General features: G+C 66.1%; 11 protein-coding genes. 5 read left to right on the top strand and 6 right to left on the bottom strand.

Features of this window, described 5'->3' with window-relative positions; genetic code table 11:
- Positions 1-25: 25 nt before the first annotated feature.
- The gene (locus tag AC4FIJ_RS02900) at positions 26-373 is read left to right on the top strand and encodes a cupin domain-containing protein (RefSeq protein ID WP_490335290.1); all 348 of its coding nucleotides are present in this window, start codon (positions 26-28) and stop codon (positions 371-373) included.
- 3 nt (positions 374-376) lie between these two features.
- Here the strand turns inward: AC4FIJ_RS02900 and AC4FIJ_RS02895 are convergent, their stop codons facing one another.
- From AC4FIJ_RS02895 to AC4FIJ_RS02875, 5 genes are all read right to left on the bottom strand, one after another.
- The gene (locus AC4FIJ_RS02895; protein ID WP_490335212.1) at positions 377-1,933 is read right to left on the bottom strand and encodes a carboxylesterase/lipase family protein; all 1,557 of its coding nucleotides are present in this window, start codon (positions 1,931-1,933) and stop codon (positions 377-379) included.
- A complete protein-coding gene (locus AC4FIJ_RS02890) occupies positions 1,920-2,954 on the bottom strand; it encodes a sugar kinase (protein ID WP_490335211.1) in 1,035 nt (344 codons plus the stop codon). The genes AC4FIJ_RS02895 and AC4FIJ_RS02890 overlap by 14 nt, the downstream gene beginning before the upstream one ends.
- Positions 2,955-2,964: 10 nt before the next feature.
- Complete coding sequence (gene kduD / locus AC4FIJ_RS02885) at positions 2,965-3,735, bottom strand: 2-dehydro-3-deoxy-D-gluconate 5-dehydrogenase KduD (RefSeq protein ID WP_490335210.1); 771 nt, start codon at positions 3,733-3,735, stop codon at positions 2,965-2,967.
- Positions 3,736-3,863: 128 nt separating this feature from the next.
- Positions 3,864-4,496, bottom strand: coding sequence for an RpiB/LacA/LacB family sugar-phosphate isomerase (locus tag AC4FIJ_RS02880; protein ID WP_490335209.1), 633 nt, complete (start codon positions 4,494-4,496; stop codon positions 3,864-3,866).
- Positions 4,497-4,626: 130 nt separating this feature from the next.
- Positions 4,627-5,658 carry a LacI family DNA-binding transcriptional regulator gene (locus AC4FIJ_RS02875; RefSeq protein WP_490335208.1) on the bottom strand — a complete coding sequence of 344 codons (1,032 nt, stop codon included), beginning with the start codon at positions 5,656-5,658 and terminating at the stop codon, positions 4,627-4,629.
- A gap of 214 nt (positions 5,659-5,872) precedes the next feature.
- Here AC4FIJ_RS02875 and AC4FIJ_RS02870 point away from each other — a divergent pair, with 214 nt between their 5' ends.
- On the top strand, positions 5,873-6,658 hold the full coding sequence (locus AC4FIJ_RS02870) for a 2-keto-4-pentenoate hydratase (RefSeq protein WP_490335207.1): 786 nt from the start codon (positions 5,873-5,875) through the stop codon (positions 6,656-6,658).
- Between the two features lie 33 nt (positions 6,659-6,691).
- Here the strand turns inward: AC4FIJ_RS02870 and AC4FIJ_RS02865 are convergent, their stop codons facing one another.
- A complete protein-coding gene (locus AC4FIJ_RS02865; RefSeq protein WP_490335206.1) occupies positions 6,692-7,321 on the bottom strand; it encodes a TetR/AcrR family transcriptional regulator in 630 nt (209 codons plus the stop codon).
- A gap of 88 nt (positions 7,322-7,409) precedes the next feature.
- Between AC4FIJ_RS02865 and AC4FIJ_RS02860 the strand changes: the two genes are divergently transcribed.
- The 3 genes from AC4FIJ_RS02860 to AC4FIJ_RS02850 are packed head-to-tail and all read left to right on the top strand — an operon-like array spanning position 7,410 to position 13,319.
- Positions 7,410-8,612 carry an efflux RND transporter periplasmic adaptor subunit gene (locus tag AC4FIJ_RS02860; RefSeq protein ID WP_490335205.1) on the top strand — a complete coding sequence of 401 codons (1,203 nt, stop codon included), beginning with the start codon at positions 7,410-7,412 and terminating at the stop codon, positions 8,610-8,612.
- A 4-nt stretch (positions 8,613-8,616) separates the two neighbouring features.
- Positions 8,617-11,853, top strand: coding sequence for a multidrug efflux RND transporter permease subunit (locus tag AC4FIJ_RS02855; protein ID WP_490335204.1), 3,237 nt, complete (start codon positions 8,617-8,619; stop codon positions 11,851-11,853).
- Positions 11,850-13,319: an efflux transporter outer membrane subunit gene (locus tag AC4FIJ_RS02850; RefSeq protein WP_490335203.1), complete on the top strand. Its 1,470-nt coding sequence runs from the start codon at positions 11,850-11,852 to the stop codon at positions 13,317-13,319. The genes AC4FIJ_RS02855 and AC4FIJ_RS02850 overlap by 4 nt, the downstream gene beginning before the upstream one ends.
- Positions 13,320-13,327 lie beyond the last annotated feature (8 nt).

Genomic DNA, 13,327 nt, shown 5'->3' with positions numbered 1-13,327 from the left:
GCCGACCAGCGGCACCGCGCCGCCGATGGTGGTGGTCAGCGAAAGCGAGGTGATGGTGCGCGAGGCGCCGCCCCATGGCGCGATCGGCATGTCGACCGCGTACCGCATCAGCGACGCCGCGCCGCAGCCGCGCACGATGGAATTCCGCCGCCGCGTGCTCGACGTTGGCGCGGCCATCGGCGAGCATCCGATCAGCCATGACGAGGTCTATTACGTCACCGAGGGCGAGGGCGTGGTGATTTCGGACGGGGTGGAGGCGGCGCTAAAACCCGGCATGGCGGCCTATCTGTACGAAGGCGCGGTCGTGGGCATGCGGCAGACCGGCGATGCGCCGCTGTCGATCATCATCGCCTATCCGGTGGCGGCGAAATAAGGTTCAGATCCCCGGCTGGATATAGGGCGCGGTCGACCACATTTCGCGCTGCCAGCCGCGCGGGTCGTTCTCAATCGCGATGCGGTCTTGCGCCACCATCAGCGTGGCGCGGTCGGGCAGGGTGTAAGGTGCCCAGTCGGTCAGGCCCGGCGTGCCAGTGCGGGCAAGGCCAGTGAAGGCCCTGATCATCGCCGCGCTGATGTCCCGCGCCCGCTTGCCCGTGCCGGAGTAGCTGCCCGGTGCGTCCAGCGTGCCGAACACATAGGGCAGGTCGTCGGTATGCGCCGCCCCGCGCTGCGGATCGACCGGGGATTCGCGGTCGAGCTGATAGACCCAGGTCTTGTCCGCACCCGCCTTTGCGCGCTCGTCCGCCTCGATCCACTGGCCCGGCCAGCTGCGTCCGTCGGTCGTGGCGGCATAGAACACTTGCTCGGGCGACCAGTCGGGGAAATGTTCGCGATATTGCTGCACCACGTAATCGGGGCGCAGGTCGATCTTGATGTTGGGCCGGATGCGCTCGGCGATATTGGACCAGTCGATGCCCTGCAGGAAGGGACCGTCCGGGCTGATGAAGGCGCGCGTTTCGTCTGTCGTATTGCCCAGGATCATCGGAATCGCGAGAGACTGCGGCGCGGCGTCGGGCCAGAAAGGGTGGCGCGGCAGGTTCACCATGTCGAGCACCGGCCCGAAATAGAGGCTGCCGCCCAGCACCGGATCGGTGGCGTCGAGTCCGGCGACCATCTGCTCGGTCGAGAGCACCTTCAATCCGTCCACGTCGCCGACGGGGACGCCGACCTGTTCGAAGAAGGCCGTGATGCGTTTCAGCGCATTGGTCGGGCCGCTGGCGGTGACCTGCTGCCCGCTCATTGTCGCGGCGGAATGGAACAGGCCGTTGGCGGCGGGCATGGCCATCAGCGTCGCGATCTTGGCGCCGCCGCCCGACTGGCCGAACACCATCACGCGCGACGGATCGCCGCCGAATTTCGCGGCGTGGTCGCGCACCCATTCGAGCGCGGCGATCAGGTCGAGCTGCCCCAGATTGCCGCTGTCGGCATAGCGCGCATCGAAGGGTGCGAGCCACGGATAGCCGAACACGTTGAGGCGCTGGTTGACCGAGACCACCACGACATCGCCTTGCCCCGCCAGATGCTGGCCGTGGGTGACCGGATCGGTGACTGTGCCGCCATTGTAGGCGCCGCCGTGGAAATAGACCATGACGGGCTTTTTCGCGGCGGGGCTGAGGTCGGGTGTCCAGACATTGAGGAACAGGCAGTCCTCGCTCACCGGCTCGTCCGGACTGCCGCGCTGGGGGCAGATCGGGCCGAACGCCTTGGCGGGCGTCGGCGCGCTGGCGAAGGGCAGGCGAACGGGGCGGGCGAAGCGCTGCGCTGTCGCATATCGGATGCCGAGGAAGGCGTTCACGCCCGCTTGCCGGATGCCTTCATAGCCGCCGACACGCGGGGTGCGGGACTGGCCGAAGGCGGGCGCGGCCAGCAGGCCGGAGCCGATCAGCCCGGTTTTCAGGACGCTGCGGCGGTTTGCGGAATCAGCGCCGGACATCGCCGCCCGCCGGATCGAAGCTGTCAAGATCGTCCGCGGTCACGAGGATCATGTCGCCCGGAACGCCGTGTTTCAGCGCCGCGAGCGCGAGACCGGACTTCGCCATGTCCTGCGCCGAACCGCCCGCCAGCCAGCTGCGCAACATGCCCGCGGCATAGGCGTCACCGGTGCCGATGCGGTCGACGATATTCTCGATCCGCACTTCTTCGGTCTGCCAATGGGTATCGCGCAGATCGATGCGCGCGGCGATGCGGTGTGTGCCCGCGGTCTCGACATGGCGCGCGGTGCTGGCGATCAATTGCAGTTTGGGAAAGGCTTCGAACGCGGCCTGGCTCGCCTCGCGGCGGCGGTCGGGGCCGTCGCCCGAGAATGTTGTGCCCAAGAGCAACGAAATGTCGCGGTGGTTGCCGATCATCAGCGTGGCTTCGGACATCAGCTCGGTCAGGATCGCGCGCGGGTCGCTGTCCCATGCGTCCCACAAATTCGCGCGGTAATTGCCGTCGAAGCAGATCGGCACGTCCGCCGCCTTGGCCGCCGCCACGGCGGCGCGCGCCAGCGCCACCCCATCGGGGCCAAGCGCGGGGGTGATGCCCGACATGTGGAGCAGGCTGGCCCCGTCGAGCGCCTCGGCGAAGGGCAGGGCGGAGGGATCGGCCAGCGCAAAGCTGCTACCCGCGCGGTCATAGGTGACGCGGCCCGCGATGGGCCCGGCAGGCGGTTCGAAGAAATAGAGGCCGATGCGTCCAGGTGTTTTGGCCGGCTGCTTCACGATAAAGCGAGTGTCGCTGCCCGCTGCGCCCATCGCGGCGATCGCCTTGCAGCCCAGCGGATTGTCGGGGACGACCGACATCATGCGCGTGGGCACGCCAAGGCTGGAAAGCGCCGCGGCGACATTCGCCTCCGCCCCGCCGACGTCGATGGCGACGCTGCCTGCTTGTGCCAGCGGGATATGGCTCTGCGGGCTCAGCCGCAGAAGCATTTCCCCGAAGCATACGACTGGTCCGGTGCGGCGTTCGCTCACCGCGGCGTCCTCAGCGGGCAAGCCAGCCGCCGTCGACGGCGAGGATATGGCCTTGCACATAGTCCGCCGCGTTGCTGGCGAGGAAGACCGCCGCGCCGCCGATGTCCTTGGGATCGCCCCAGCGGCCTTCGGGGATGCGTTCCATGATCTGGCGGTTGCGGGCTTCGTCCGCCTGCAGCGCCGCGGTGTTGTTGGTGGCGATATAGCCCGGCGCGATGGCGTTCACATTGACGCCCCTGGCCGCCCATTCGTTGGCCATCAGCTTGGTGAGGCCGCCGACACCCGACTTGCTGGCGGTATAGCTGGGCACGCGGATACCGCCCTGAAAGGTCAGCATGGATGCGATATTGATGATCTTGCCGCGCTTGCCCGACTGGCTGGACCAGCCGGTCATGTGCCGCGCGGCCGCCTGACACAGGAAGAACAGCGACTTCAGATTGGTGTCCATCACGGCATCCCAGTCCTCTTCCGAGAAGTCCAGCGCGTCCTCGCGCCGGATGATGCCCGCATTATTGACCAGAATGTCGAGCGAGCCGAGCGAGGAGACGACGCTTTCCACGACATCCTTGACCGACGCGATGGAGGAGAGATCGGCGGAGACCAACTCGCACTTGCGGCCAAGGGCGCGCACCTTGTCGGCGGTTTCGGTGGCTTCGCTGCGGCCTACGGCGGCGATATCCGCCCCGGCCTGAGCCAGAGCGAGGGCGATTCCCTGTCCGATGCCGGTGTTGGCGCCGGTGACGACCGCGACGCGGCCGGTAAGGTCGAAGGGGCTGTTCATCGGGTCGTCCTCTCGGGGTTTCGTCGCCGCCGGACGATGTTTGTCGCGGTCGGCCCCTGCATGCGCAAGGCGGTCGTTCATGTCGTATCGGCGGGGATGGCCGCGCCACCCCCGCGATGGATCGGCGCTTACAGACTCTTCAGATAGGCGCTGATCTGCTCGTCCTTCGACGCGGGGTAGAAATGCTCTTCGAAACGTTCGCCCGAAATGGCGGTCTTGAGCAGGTCTTGGTCCACGCTCTTGAGCACGGTCAGCATGTCCTTGCAGCTGGCGGCCTTGAGATCGGCAAGGACGCCGCGGTTCTTGGCCATGACCTCGGCGCGTTCCTTGGGATAGCCGACGCCGCTCTCACCCTCGAACAGCTTGCGATAGCAGTCCTGCAGATTGAGTTCGGCAGCCCAGCCGAAGCCCTTGGCATAGGGCATGGCGACCGCGTTGCCGTCGTTGATCTGCGCGAACAGGAACGCGTCGGTCGGATCGATGACGAGGCCGCAGAACACGCCCGGCATGGCATTGGCCGCCAGCATAGATCCCGAACCCGTGCCGCAGCCGGTGACGACGAAATCGACCGCCTTGGAATTGAGCAGGATGCCGGTCAGCAGGCCGACCATCGGATAGGTCAGGTGCGCCTTGTCCTCGGGCGTGTACATGCCATAGTTCACGACTTCGTGGCCCATCGGCTCGACCGTGGACTTCAGCGCTTCCTCGATGATGCAGTTCTTCGCGGCCTGGCTGTTCTCGGTGATGATTGCAATCTTCATAACATCCTCGCTGTCTGGCTCTGTCCGAGCCGAATTTTCGTATTCCGCCCGATGCGGGCTGGATTTAGGTAACCGGTGTCAAAAGCCTAGATAGACGACATAGGGGGGGTATTTCAACCGGCAGGGACGATCATTTTTCGCGCGGCGGCGCGACCGAGGACCGGCGGATCAGCTGCGACGGCAGGCGCGAGGGCAGTTGATCGGCATCTTCGGAATCGATCAGCTTGTGCGCCGCGACGCTTGCCATCTCGCGGATGGGCCAGCGCACGGTGGTGAGCGGCGGCCAGATATGCGAGGCGATGGGGCTGTCGTCGAAGCCGATGATCGACAAGTCGTCGGGCACCAGCAGGCCCTTGTTTCGTGCGACATGCATCGAGGCGGCCGCCATCTCGTCGTTCGAAACGAAGATTGCGCTGGGACGGTCGGGGAGGGAGAGGATGCGCTCCGCCGCCTCGATCCCCGAATCGAAGGTGTACTGGCCGGGTGCGTGCCATTCGGCGCGATATTCCAACCCGTGGCGGCGGATGCCGTCGAGAAAACCCTCGCGCCGTTCGAAGGCGGAGCGGAAGCCTTCGGGCCCCTCGATCAGGCCGATGCGGCGGTGCCCCATCTCGACCAAATGGTCGACCGCGCTGGCCACGATCTCGCGGTCGTTCGATTCGACCAGATATTGCGGGCTGTCGAGCTGGGTCGACCCCATGCGGACATAGGCGCAGTCAAGCTCGCGGCAGAGCGCGGCCAGTTCCTCGTTCTCGGAAATCGGGGGCAGGATGAATACGCCGTAGAGCCGCTGCTTTTCGAGGAAGTCGCGGATGTCGTCGAGCATGTTGGGCGAGTGACGGTTCACCGGACGGACCACCAGCGCGAAATTGGTGTCGCGGATCGCGTCGAGCACGCCGATCTGGAAATTCAGCACGGTCTGCGCGTTCGGGTTGTCGTGCAGCAGGCCCAGCAGGAAATTGCGGCGCAGCGCCAGCGCGCGGGCCTGCGGATTGGGGACATAGCCCAGTTCCGCAATGACGCTTTCGACCTTTTGCCGCGTATCGTCCTTGAGCAGGGGCGAGCGGTTGATGACCCGGCTGACGGTCTTTTTCGATACACCCGCCACGCGGGCGACGTCGTTGATCGTCGGCTGCCGCTCGTTCCTTCGTTCACTTCCCATTCCAAACTCCGCAGACCCCTGGTCTTTCAGGCCTTAGCGCAGAGTGACAAAAGCCGTAAGGTCTGACGCATGAAGCGCCATCGTCGGCGTTGCCCCCTCCCGTTCCCTGTTCATGGCCCGGTACCGGACCTTGTTCCGGGAAGGTCTTGCTTTCCCGGCTGTCTTCATTATGACACCGGTTTCCTAGTTGTGAAGCAGAAACGTCGAGGGGATCATGGACGGCCACGCAATAGAGCGCATCGCGCAGGCATTCGTTACCGCGCGCACCGAAGGCAAGGCGCTGCCCGACTATCCCGGAGAGCGGCCGCGAACGCTGGCCGAGGCCTATGAAGTGCAGGACCATGCGCTGCGGCTGTGGGACCGTCCGGTGGGCGGCTGGAAGGTCGGCAAGATCCCGCCGCCGGTGGATGGCGAGCTGGGCGCGAACCGGCTGATCGGGCCGATCATGGCCGACACGATTTACGAACAGGTCGGCAGCCCCATAGCGATGCCCGTGTTCGAGAAGGGCTTTGCGGCGGCGGAGGCCGAATTCGCGATCCGCATCCGCGTGCCCCAAGGCGCGAAGCTGCCCACGAACGACGCCGAGACCTATGACTGGGTCGAGGAAATCCGCATCGCCATCGAGATCGCTTCATCGCCCTATCCGGGCATCAACGCCGACGGTCCCTGCGTGACCGTGTCGGACCATGGCAATAATGCCGGGCTGGTGCTGGGCCCGGTGCTGCCGCGCGAACGCTGGGACCGCATCAACGACATTGCGGTCGAGACGATCATCGACGGCGCGAGCGTCGGCAAGGCCACGACCGCATCCATGCTGGACGGCCCATTCGGCGCGGTGCGTTTCCTGCTGGCCAATCTGGATCAGCGCGGCCTGATGGCACAGGCGCCCGGCTGGGTATCCTCGGGCGCGGTCACGGGCGTGCATGACGTGACGGTCGGCCAGTCGGTCGAGGCGCGTTTCGAAGGCGCGGGATCGGTTTCGGCCCTGATTACCGCCTGATCGGGCCACCTGCCGACAGGCTGCGTGGCGCGGCTAGCCTGCCAAGCCTGCGCCGCGCAGGAAGAAATCGGTGCGTTCGCGCACCTGCGCCTCGGTGGGCGGCGCCATGAAGCCGTGGCTGACCGCCTGGATCTGGAAGTCGAACACCAGCAGGCTGAGGAATAGGTCGGCCAGCATTTCGGGATCGCCATTGAGCGCGATGCCCTGGTCCGCCCAGCGCCGGAACAGGGCGCGCATGGCTAGCTTTGCCTTCATCTGCGACAGGTCGAAGAAGCTGCGGGCAAAATCGACATCGCAGATGCTGCGCCCGATAACGATGCGGACCACCGACAGGTTCGGCGGATCGAGATAGATCGCGTTCAGCTCTGCCCCCAGCCGGTGTAGCGTTTCGGCAGGGGGCAGGCCCTGCGCCGCGACCCTTTCGACGACGCTATGGCCGAGATCGCGCGATTGCGCTAAAACCGCGTCAAGCAAACCCTCCTTGTTGCCGAACAGCTTGTACAGCGTCGCCAGCGACCCGCCGGCGCGGTCGACCACTTCGGCAAGCGTCGTGCGTTCGTAACCTTGCTCGATAAAAAGTTCGCGGGCCGCCTGCTGAAAAGCCAGCCGCCGCTTGTCGAGCCTTTCCTGCTGGAGGCCCTCCGTCGATCCTGCCTCGGTCAATAATCCTGCTCCAATAGCTTTTTCGGTCTTGAAGTCTCTTGTGTAATACCTATTACGCCTTCGCAACTGCAAAATCGGAATTCGGCGCATGCGACTTAAAACGCTTACCCTCGTCCTGTCGGCCCTTGCGCCGCTGACCCTTGCGGCCGGTTGCGATTCGGGCGTCGAGGAAGCGGCGGCGCCGTCGGCGGTGCCGGTCAGGACCTATACGGTCACGGCCGGGGACATGCCCAATATCGTCGAACTGCCCGGCCGCGTCGCGGCGATCCGCACCGCCGAGGTGCGCGCCCGCGTCACCGGCATAGTGCAGCGCCGCTTGTACACCGAGGGCACCGATGTTGGCGAGGGGCAGCCCCTGTTCCGCATCGACCCGTCCGAACTGCAGGCCAGCTATGCGCAGAGCGAGGCGAGCCTCGACCGGGCCAAGGCGACCGCCGCCAACGCCCGCGCCGTGGTGGAGCGCTATCGCCCGCTGGTCGACGAGAATGCGATCAGCCGGCAGGAATATGACGCCGCCGTCGCCGCCATGCGCGAAGCGGATGCCAATGTGGCGCAGCTGCGCGCGCAGCTGCGCGCGGCGGGGCTGCAGCTGGGCTATACCACGGTGCGCGCGCCGATTTCGGGCCGCGCGGGCCGCGCGCAGGTGACCGAGGGTGCGCTGGTCAGCCAGCCGGAAGGCACGCTGCTGACCACGGTGGAGCAGATCGACCGCGTCTATGTCACCTTTAACCAGTCCGCGACCGAATTGCTGCGCACCCAGCGCGCGATCGCGTCGGGTGAGATCGACCTGCCCGACCGCAATGCGATTGACGTGCAGATCCTGTTCCCCGACGGCAGCGCCTATCCCATTACCGGCAAGATCGACTTCCTGGCGGTGTCGGTGCAGGAAACCACCGGCACGGTCGAGGTTCGCGCCGAGGTGCCCAATCCCAACTATCAGCTGCTGCCGGGCGAATTCGTGCGCGGCCGGGTCACGGTGGGCACGCGCCGCAATGCGGTGAGCGTGCCGCAGGCTGCGGTGATGCTGGCAGATGACGGGGGCAGCGTCTATGTCGTGGGCAAGGACGGCATGGTCGAGGCGCGCAAGGTCACGCTGGGCGAGATGGTCGAGGGCCGCTGGATCGTCGAAAGCGGTCTGCGCCCCGGCGACGAGGTGATCGTCAGCCGCCTGCAGACGCTGCGCCCCGGTATGCCGGTGACCGTCGCCAACACACCGACCGGCCAGCAGGCGCCCGCCGCGAAGTCCCCAGCCGCGAAAGCCGTGCCGAAGTCGGACGAGGGGGCCGAGTAAGCCCATGGCCCGCTATTTCATCGACAGGCCCATCTTCGCATGGGTGATATCGCTCGGCATCGTGCTGGCGGGACTGCTGGCCCTGCGCGCCTTGCCGATCGAGCAATATCCCGAGGTCGCGCCGCCATCGCTGAGCATCAGCGTCGCCTATCCGGGTGCCGATGCCGAGACGCTGGAGCAGAACGTCACGCAGGTTATCGAGCAATCGCTGAACGGGGTGGACGGCTTTCTCTACATGGATTCGTCCAGCACCTCGACCGGCGCGGCGACGATCACGCTGACCTTCGAGGCGGGGACCGACATCGATATCGCGCAGACCGAGGTCCAGAACCGGCTGTCCACGATCGAGGCGCGGCTGCCCGAGCAGGTGCGCCAGCAGGGCATACAGGTCCGGCAGGCGAACGCGGGATTTCTGATGATCGCGGCGCTGACGTCGAACTCTGGCGAACTAGACGCCATCGACCTTGGCAATATCGCAAGCAATCAGGTGGTCGACGAATTGCGCCGCGTGCAAGGCGTGGGCGACGTGACGTTGTTCGGCTCGTCCTATGCGATGCGCATCTGGCTCGATCCCGAAAAGCTGGCATCTTATAATCTGTCGCCCACCGCGGTGCTGGCGGCGGTGCGCGAACAGAACAGCCAGACGGCGGGCGGCGCATTGGGCGCGCAGCCCTTCGTCGACGACCAGCAGCTGACCGCGACAATCACCACGCAGGGCCGGTTTCAGTCGGCCGAGGAATTCCGCCAGATCATCCTGCGCGCCGAGACCGGCGGCGCCACCGTGCGTCTTGCCGATGTGGCCCGCGTGGAACTGGGGGCCGAGAATTACGGCTTTGTCGCATCGATCAACGGCAAGCCGATGGCGGGCATGGCGATCCAGCTGGCGACCGGCGCGAATGCGCTGGCCACCGCCGATGCGGTGAAGGAACGACTGGAAGAACTGTCGGAAACACTGCCCGAGGATGTCGCATGGGCCGTGCCCTACGACACCACGCCTTTCGTGCGCATATCGGTCGAGGAAGTGGTCAAGACGCTGGTCGAGGCGATGGCGCTGGTCTTCCTTGTCATGTTCCTGTTCCTGCAGAGCTGGCGCGCGACGATCATTCCCACGCTGGTCGTGCCCATCGCGCTGATGGGTGCGTGTCTCGGCCTTTGGCTGTTCGGTTTTTCGATCAACGTGCTGTCGCTGTTCGCGATGGTGCTGGCGATCGGCATCCTGGTCGACGACGCGATCGTGGTGATCGAAAATGTCGAGCGCATCATGCGCGAGGAAGGCCTGCCGCCGCTGGAGGCGACTCGCAAGGCGATGGACCAGATCACCGGCGCGATCATCGGCATCACGCTGGTGCTGATCGCGGTGTTCGTGCCGATGGCGTTCTTCCCCGGATCGACAGGCGGTATCTATCGCCAGTTCTCGGTCACCTTGTCGGTGTCGATCTTCTTCTCCGCCCTGCTGGCACTGACGCTGACGCCCGCATTATGCGCCAATTTCCTGAAGCCGATCGAGAAGGACGAGGAAGGCGCCGATCCGCATGGCGCCGGCGATCCCGTTCCGCCCGCCGCGATGGGCGAGCCGGGCTGGCGCGGCACGCTGGCCAAAGTGCAATATCGCGCCGCATTGTTGTTCGCGCGGTTCAACCAGTGGTTCGCCCGCATGACCGAGCGTTATGCACGCGGCAACGAGCGCATATTGTCGCGCCCGATGCGCGGGCTGGCGGTGTTTTTGGTGCTCGGCGTCGTGACGGCGCTGCTGTTCACGCGCCTGCCGACCGCGTTCCTGCCGACCGAGGACCAGGGCAGCCTGATGACAGTCGTCCAGACCCCGCCCGGCGCGACGATGGAACGCACCGACGAGGCTCTCGCTCCGATCGAGGAATGGTGGATGTCGCAGCCCGAAACCGAGGATCTGATCGTCGTGCGCGGCTTCAGCTTCTTCGGTCGCGGCCAGAACAATGCCATGATGTTCGCATCGCTGGAACCGTGGGACGAACGCACCGATGTCGAGAGCGAGGCATCGTCCATCCTGGCGCGCGCGGCGCAGCGGTTCCAAGCGGTCGACAACGCCATGGTCTTCCCGATCCAGCCGCCGGCGATCCGTTCGCTGGGCACCGCCAGCGGCTTTACCATGAAGCTGCAGGACCGCGCCGGTCTTGGCCGGCAGGCGCTGATCGATGCGCGCAACCAGCTGATGGGCCTCGCCTCGCAGAGTCCGCTGATCGCCAATATCCGGCCCGAGGATCAGGCCCCCGCGCCCGAACTGGAGCTGGAAGTCGACCGCGTGCAGGCGCGCGCCTTGGGGCTGTCGATCGACGATGTGAACAATGCGCTGTCGATCAACAATGGCTCGGCCTATGTGAACGATTTCACCTACCAGGGCCGCGTGCTGCGCGTGATGGTGCAGGCCGATGCGCCCTATCGCATGACGCCCGAAGACATCATGTCGCTGCGCATTCCCAATAATAACGGCGAACTGGTGCCGTTCAGCGCCTTTGCCACCGCCGACTGGTCGGCCGCGCCGCCCAGCCTTGGCCGCTATAACGGCTATCCGTCGATGACCTTGTCGGGCACCGCCGCTCCGGGCAAGTCGTCGGGCGATGCGCTGGCCGAGATGGAACAGCTTGCCTCGCAGCTGCCGCCGGGGATCGAGTTCGAATGGACCGGCCTCAGCTATGAGGAGAAGCAGGCGGGCGGGCAGATCGGCCTGCTGCTGGGCCTGTCGGTCGTGGTCGTGTTCCTTGTGCTGGCGGCGCTTTACGAAAGCTGGGCGGTGCCGCTGTCGGTGTTGCTGGTGGTGCCGATGGGCGTGCTGGGGGCGGTGTTGTTCTCGATGCTGCGCGGGTTGTCGGCAGACGTCTATTTCAACGTGGGCCTCATTACCATCATCGGCCTTGCGGCGAAGAACGCGATCCTGATCGTGGAATTCGCGATCGAGGAAGAGGAACGCGGATTGTCCCCGATGGAAGCGGTCAAGTCGGCGGCGCGGCTGCGGCTGCGGCCGATCATCATGACCTCGCTCGCCTTTATCCTGGGCATGGTGCCGCTGGTGCTGGCCAGCGGCGCGGGTGCTGCCAGCCGGATCGCGGTGGGCACTGGCGTGATGGGCGGCATGATCGCCGCGACCGTGCTGGGCATTTTCGTGATCCCGCTGCTCTATCTGCTGACGCGCAGCTGGCTGAGCCGCAAGCAGCCGTCTGCGGCGGGGCATCTGGACGAAGGAAACGAACAGGAGGCCGCGCGATGAGTGCCAGGCATACCGCTCCGCTGGCCGCGCTGGCCATGGCGCTGGCCCTGCCGGGATGTATCAACATGGCGCCCGACCATGTCACGCCCGACCTGCCGGTGCCCGCGAGTTACGATGACAGCATCCGGCCCGACGGCACGGTCGTCGCGACCAGCCTGTCGTACCGCGAATGGTTCGCCGATCCGCGGCTGGATGCACTGATCGGGACGGCGCTGCAGAATAATCGCGATCTCGTCGCCGCCACCGCGCGGATCGAGCAGGCGCGCGCGCAATATCGCATACAGGACAGCCGCCGCTTGCCCGCCGTGGTCGCCAGCGCCAGCGCCAATCGCAGCCGCACGCCGCTGACGGGTTTCGCCGCGCAGGCAAGCGGCGATATCGACGCGATCACGATCGACAACTACCAACTGGGCGTCGGGGTCAGCGCGTTCGAGCTGGATTTCTGGGGGCGGCTCGCGAACCTGAGCGATGCGGCGCGGGCGCAGTATCTTGCCTCGATCTCGGCGCAGCGGGCGTTCTATCTCTCGCTGATCGCCGATGTGGCGACGACCTATTACGAATTGCTGGAGACCGAGGCGCAGGTCGAACTGGCCGAGGCGACGGTCAGCAGCCGTAGCGATTCGCTCATCATCGCGAGGCGGCGGCTGGATATCGGGGTGACCTCGGCACTGCCGATGCGGCAGGCCGAAACGCTGCTGACCGCCGCGCAGCAGCAATTGGCGAGCGAAAGGCTGGCCGAGGCGCGGCTGCGCAACCAGCTGATGGTGCTGATCGGCGGCCGTATGCCCGAGGGGTTGCCTGCCGGGGTTCCGCTGGACCAGCAGGGCAACGGCATGCGGCTGGATCCCGGCCTGCCGTCCAGCCTGTTGCTGGCGCGGCCCGACATCGCCGCGGCAGAGGCCAATCTGCGCGCCGCGCGTGCCAATATCGGCGCGGCGCGGGCGGCGTTCTTCCCGACGATCTCGCTGACTGGCAGCGTCGGTCTTGCGTCGGATTCGCTGGGCAGCCTGTTCAACGAAAGCGGTTTTGCATGGAGTTTCGGTCCCGGCATCAGCCTGCCGATCTTTGACTGGGGCGCGCGGGAAGCCGACCTCGACTATGCGCAGGCGCTGGAGGTCGAGGAGATCGCCAATTACGACAAGGCGGTGCAGACGGCTTTCCGCGAGGTGTCGGACTCGCTGGCGGGTCGCCGCTGGCTGGCGGAGCAGGTCGCGGTTCTTGAACGCACCGTCGCCGCGCAGGAGGAGATCGACCGCATCTCGACCCTGCGGTACCGCGAGGGCGTGACCGATTACCTCGAGGTGCTGGACGCCGAGCGCAATCTGTTCAGTGCGCAGCAGGACCTGCTCGCGACGCGGCGGGCGCTGCTGCAGAATGGTGCGACGCTCTATGTCGCGCTGGGCGGCGGGTTCGAGGCTGACGGCGGCGAGATCGAGGGTGCGGGGGGCATGCCGGTCGGGGAATGACCGGAAGG

This window comes from Croceicoccus sp. (assembly GCF_983967925.1).
Note: the sequence above shows the minus strand (reverse complement) of the source record. Positions and strands in the feature narration are given on the sequence as shown.

What these genes read in the sequence shown, in the direction of transcription:
- AC4FIJ_RS02895 (WP_490335212.1), bottom strand. Translation starts at nt 1,933, where the DNA reads ATGTCCGGCGCTGATTCCGCAAACCGCCGCAGCGTCCTGAAAACCGGG.
- AC4FIJ_RS02900 (WP_490335290.1), top strand. Translation starts at nt 26, where the DNA reads ATGGTGGTGGTCAGCGAAAGCGAGGTGATGGTGCGCGAGGCGCCGCCC.
- AC4FIJ_RS02860 (WP_490335205.1), top strand. Translation starts at nt 7,410, where the DNA reads ATGCGACTTAAAACGCTTACCCTCGTCCTGTCGGCCCTTGCGCCGCTG.
- AC4FIJ_RS02855 (WP_490335204.1), top strand. Translation starts at nt 8,617, where the DNA reads ATGGCCCGCTATTTCATCGACAGGCCCATCTTCGCATGGGTGATATCG.
- AC4FIJ_RS02850 (WP_490335203.1), top strand. Translation starts at nt 11,850, where the DNA reads ATGAGTGCCAGGCATACCGCTCCGCTGGCCGCGCTGGCCATGGCGCTG.
- AC4FIJ_RS02870 (WP_490335207.1), top strand. Translation starts at nt 5,873, where the DNA reads ATGGACGGCCACGCAATAGAGCGCATCGCGCAGGCATTCGTTACCGCG.
- kduD (WP_490335210.1), bottom strand. Translation starts at nt 3,735, where the DNA reads ATGAACAGCCCCTTCGACCTTACCGGCCGCGTCGCGGTCGTCACCGGC.
- AC4FIJ_RS02875 (WP_490335208.1), bottom strand. Translation starts at nt 5,658, where the DNA reads ATGGGAAGTGAACGAAGGAACGAGCGGCAGCCGACGATCAACGACGTC.
- AC4FIJ_RS02880 (WP_490335209.1), bottom strand. Translation starts at nt 4,496, where the DNA reads ATGAAGATTGCAATCATCACCGAGAACAGCCAGGCCGCGAAGAACTGC.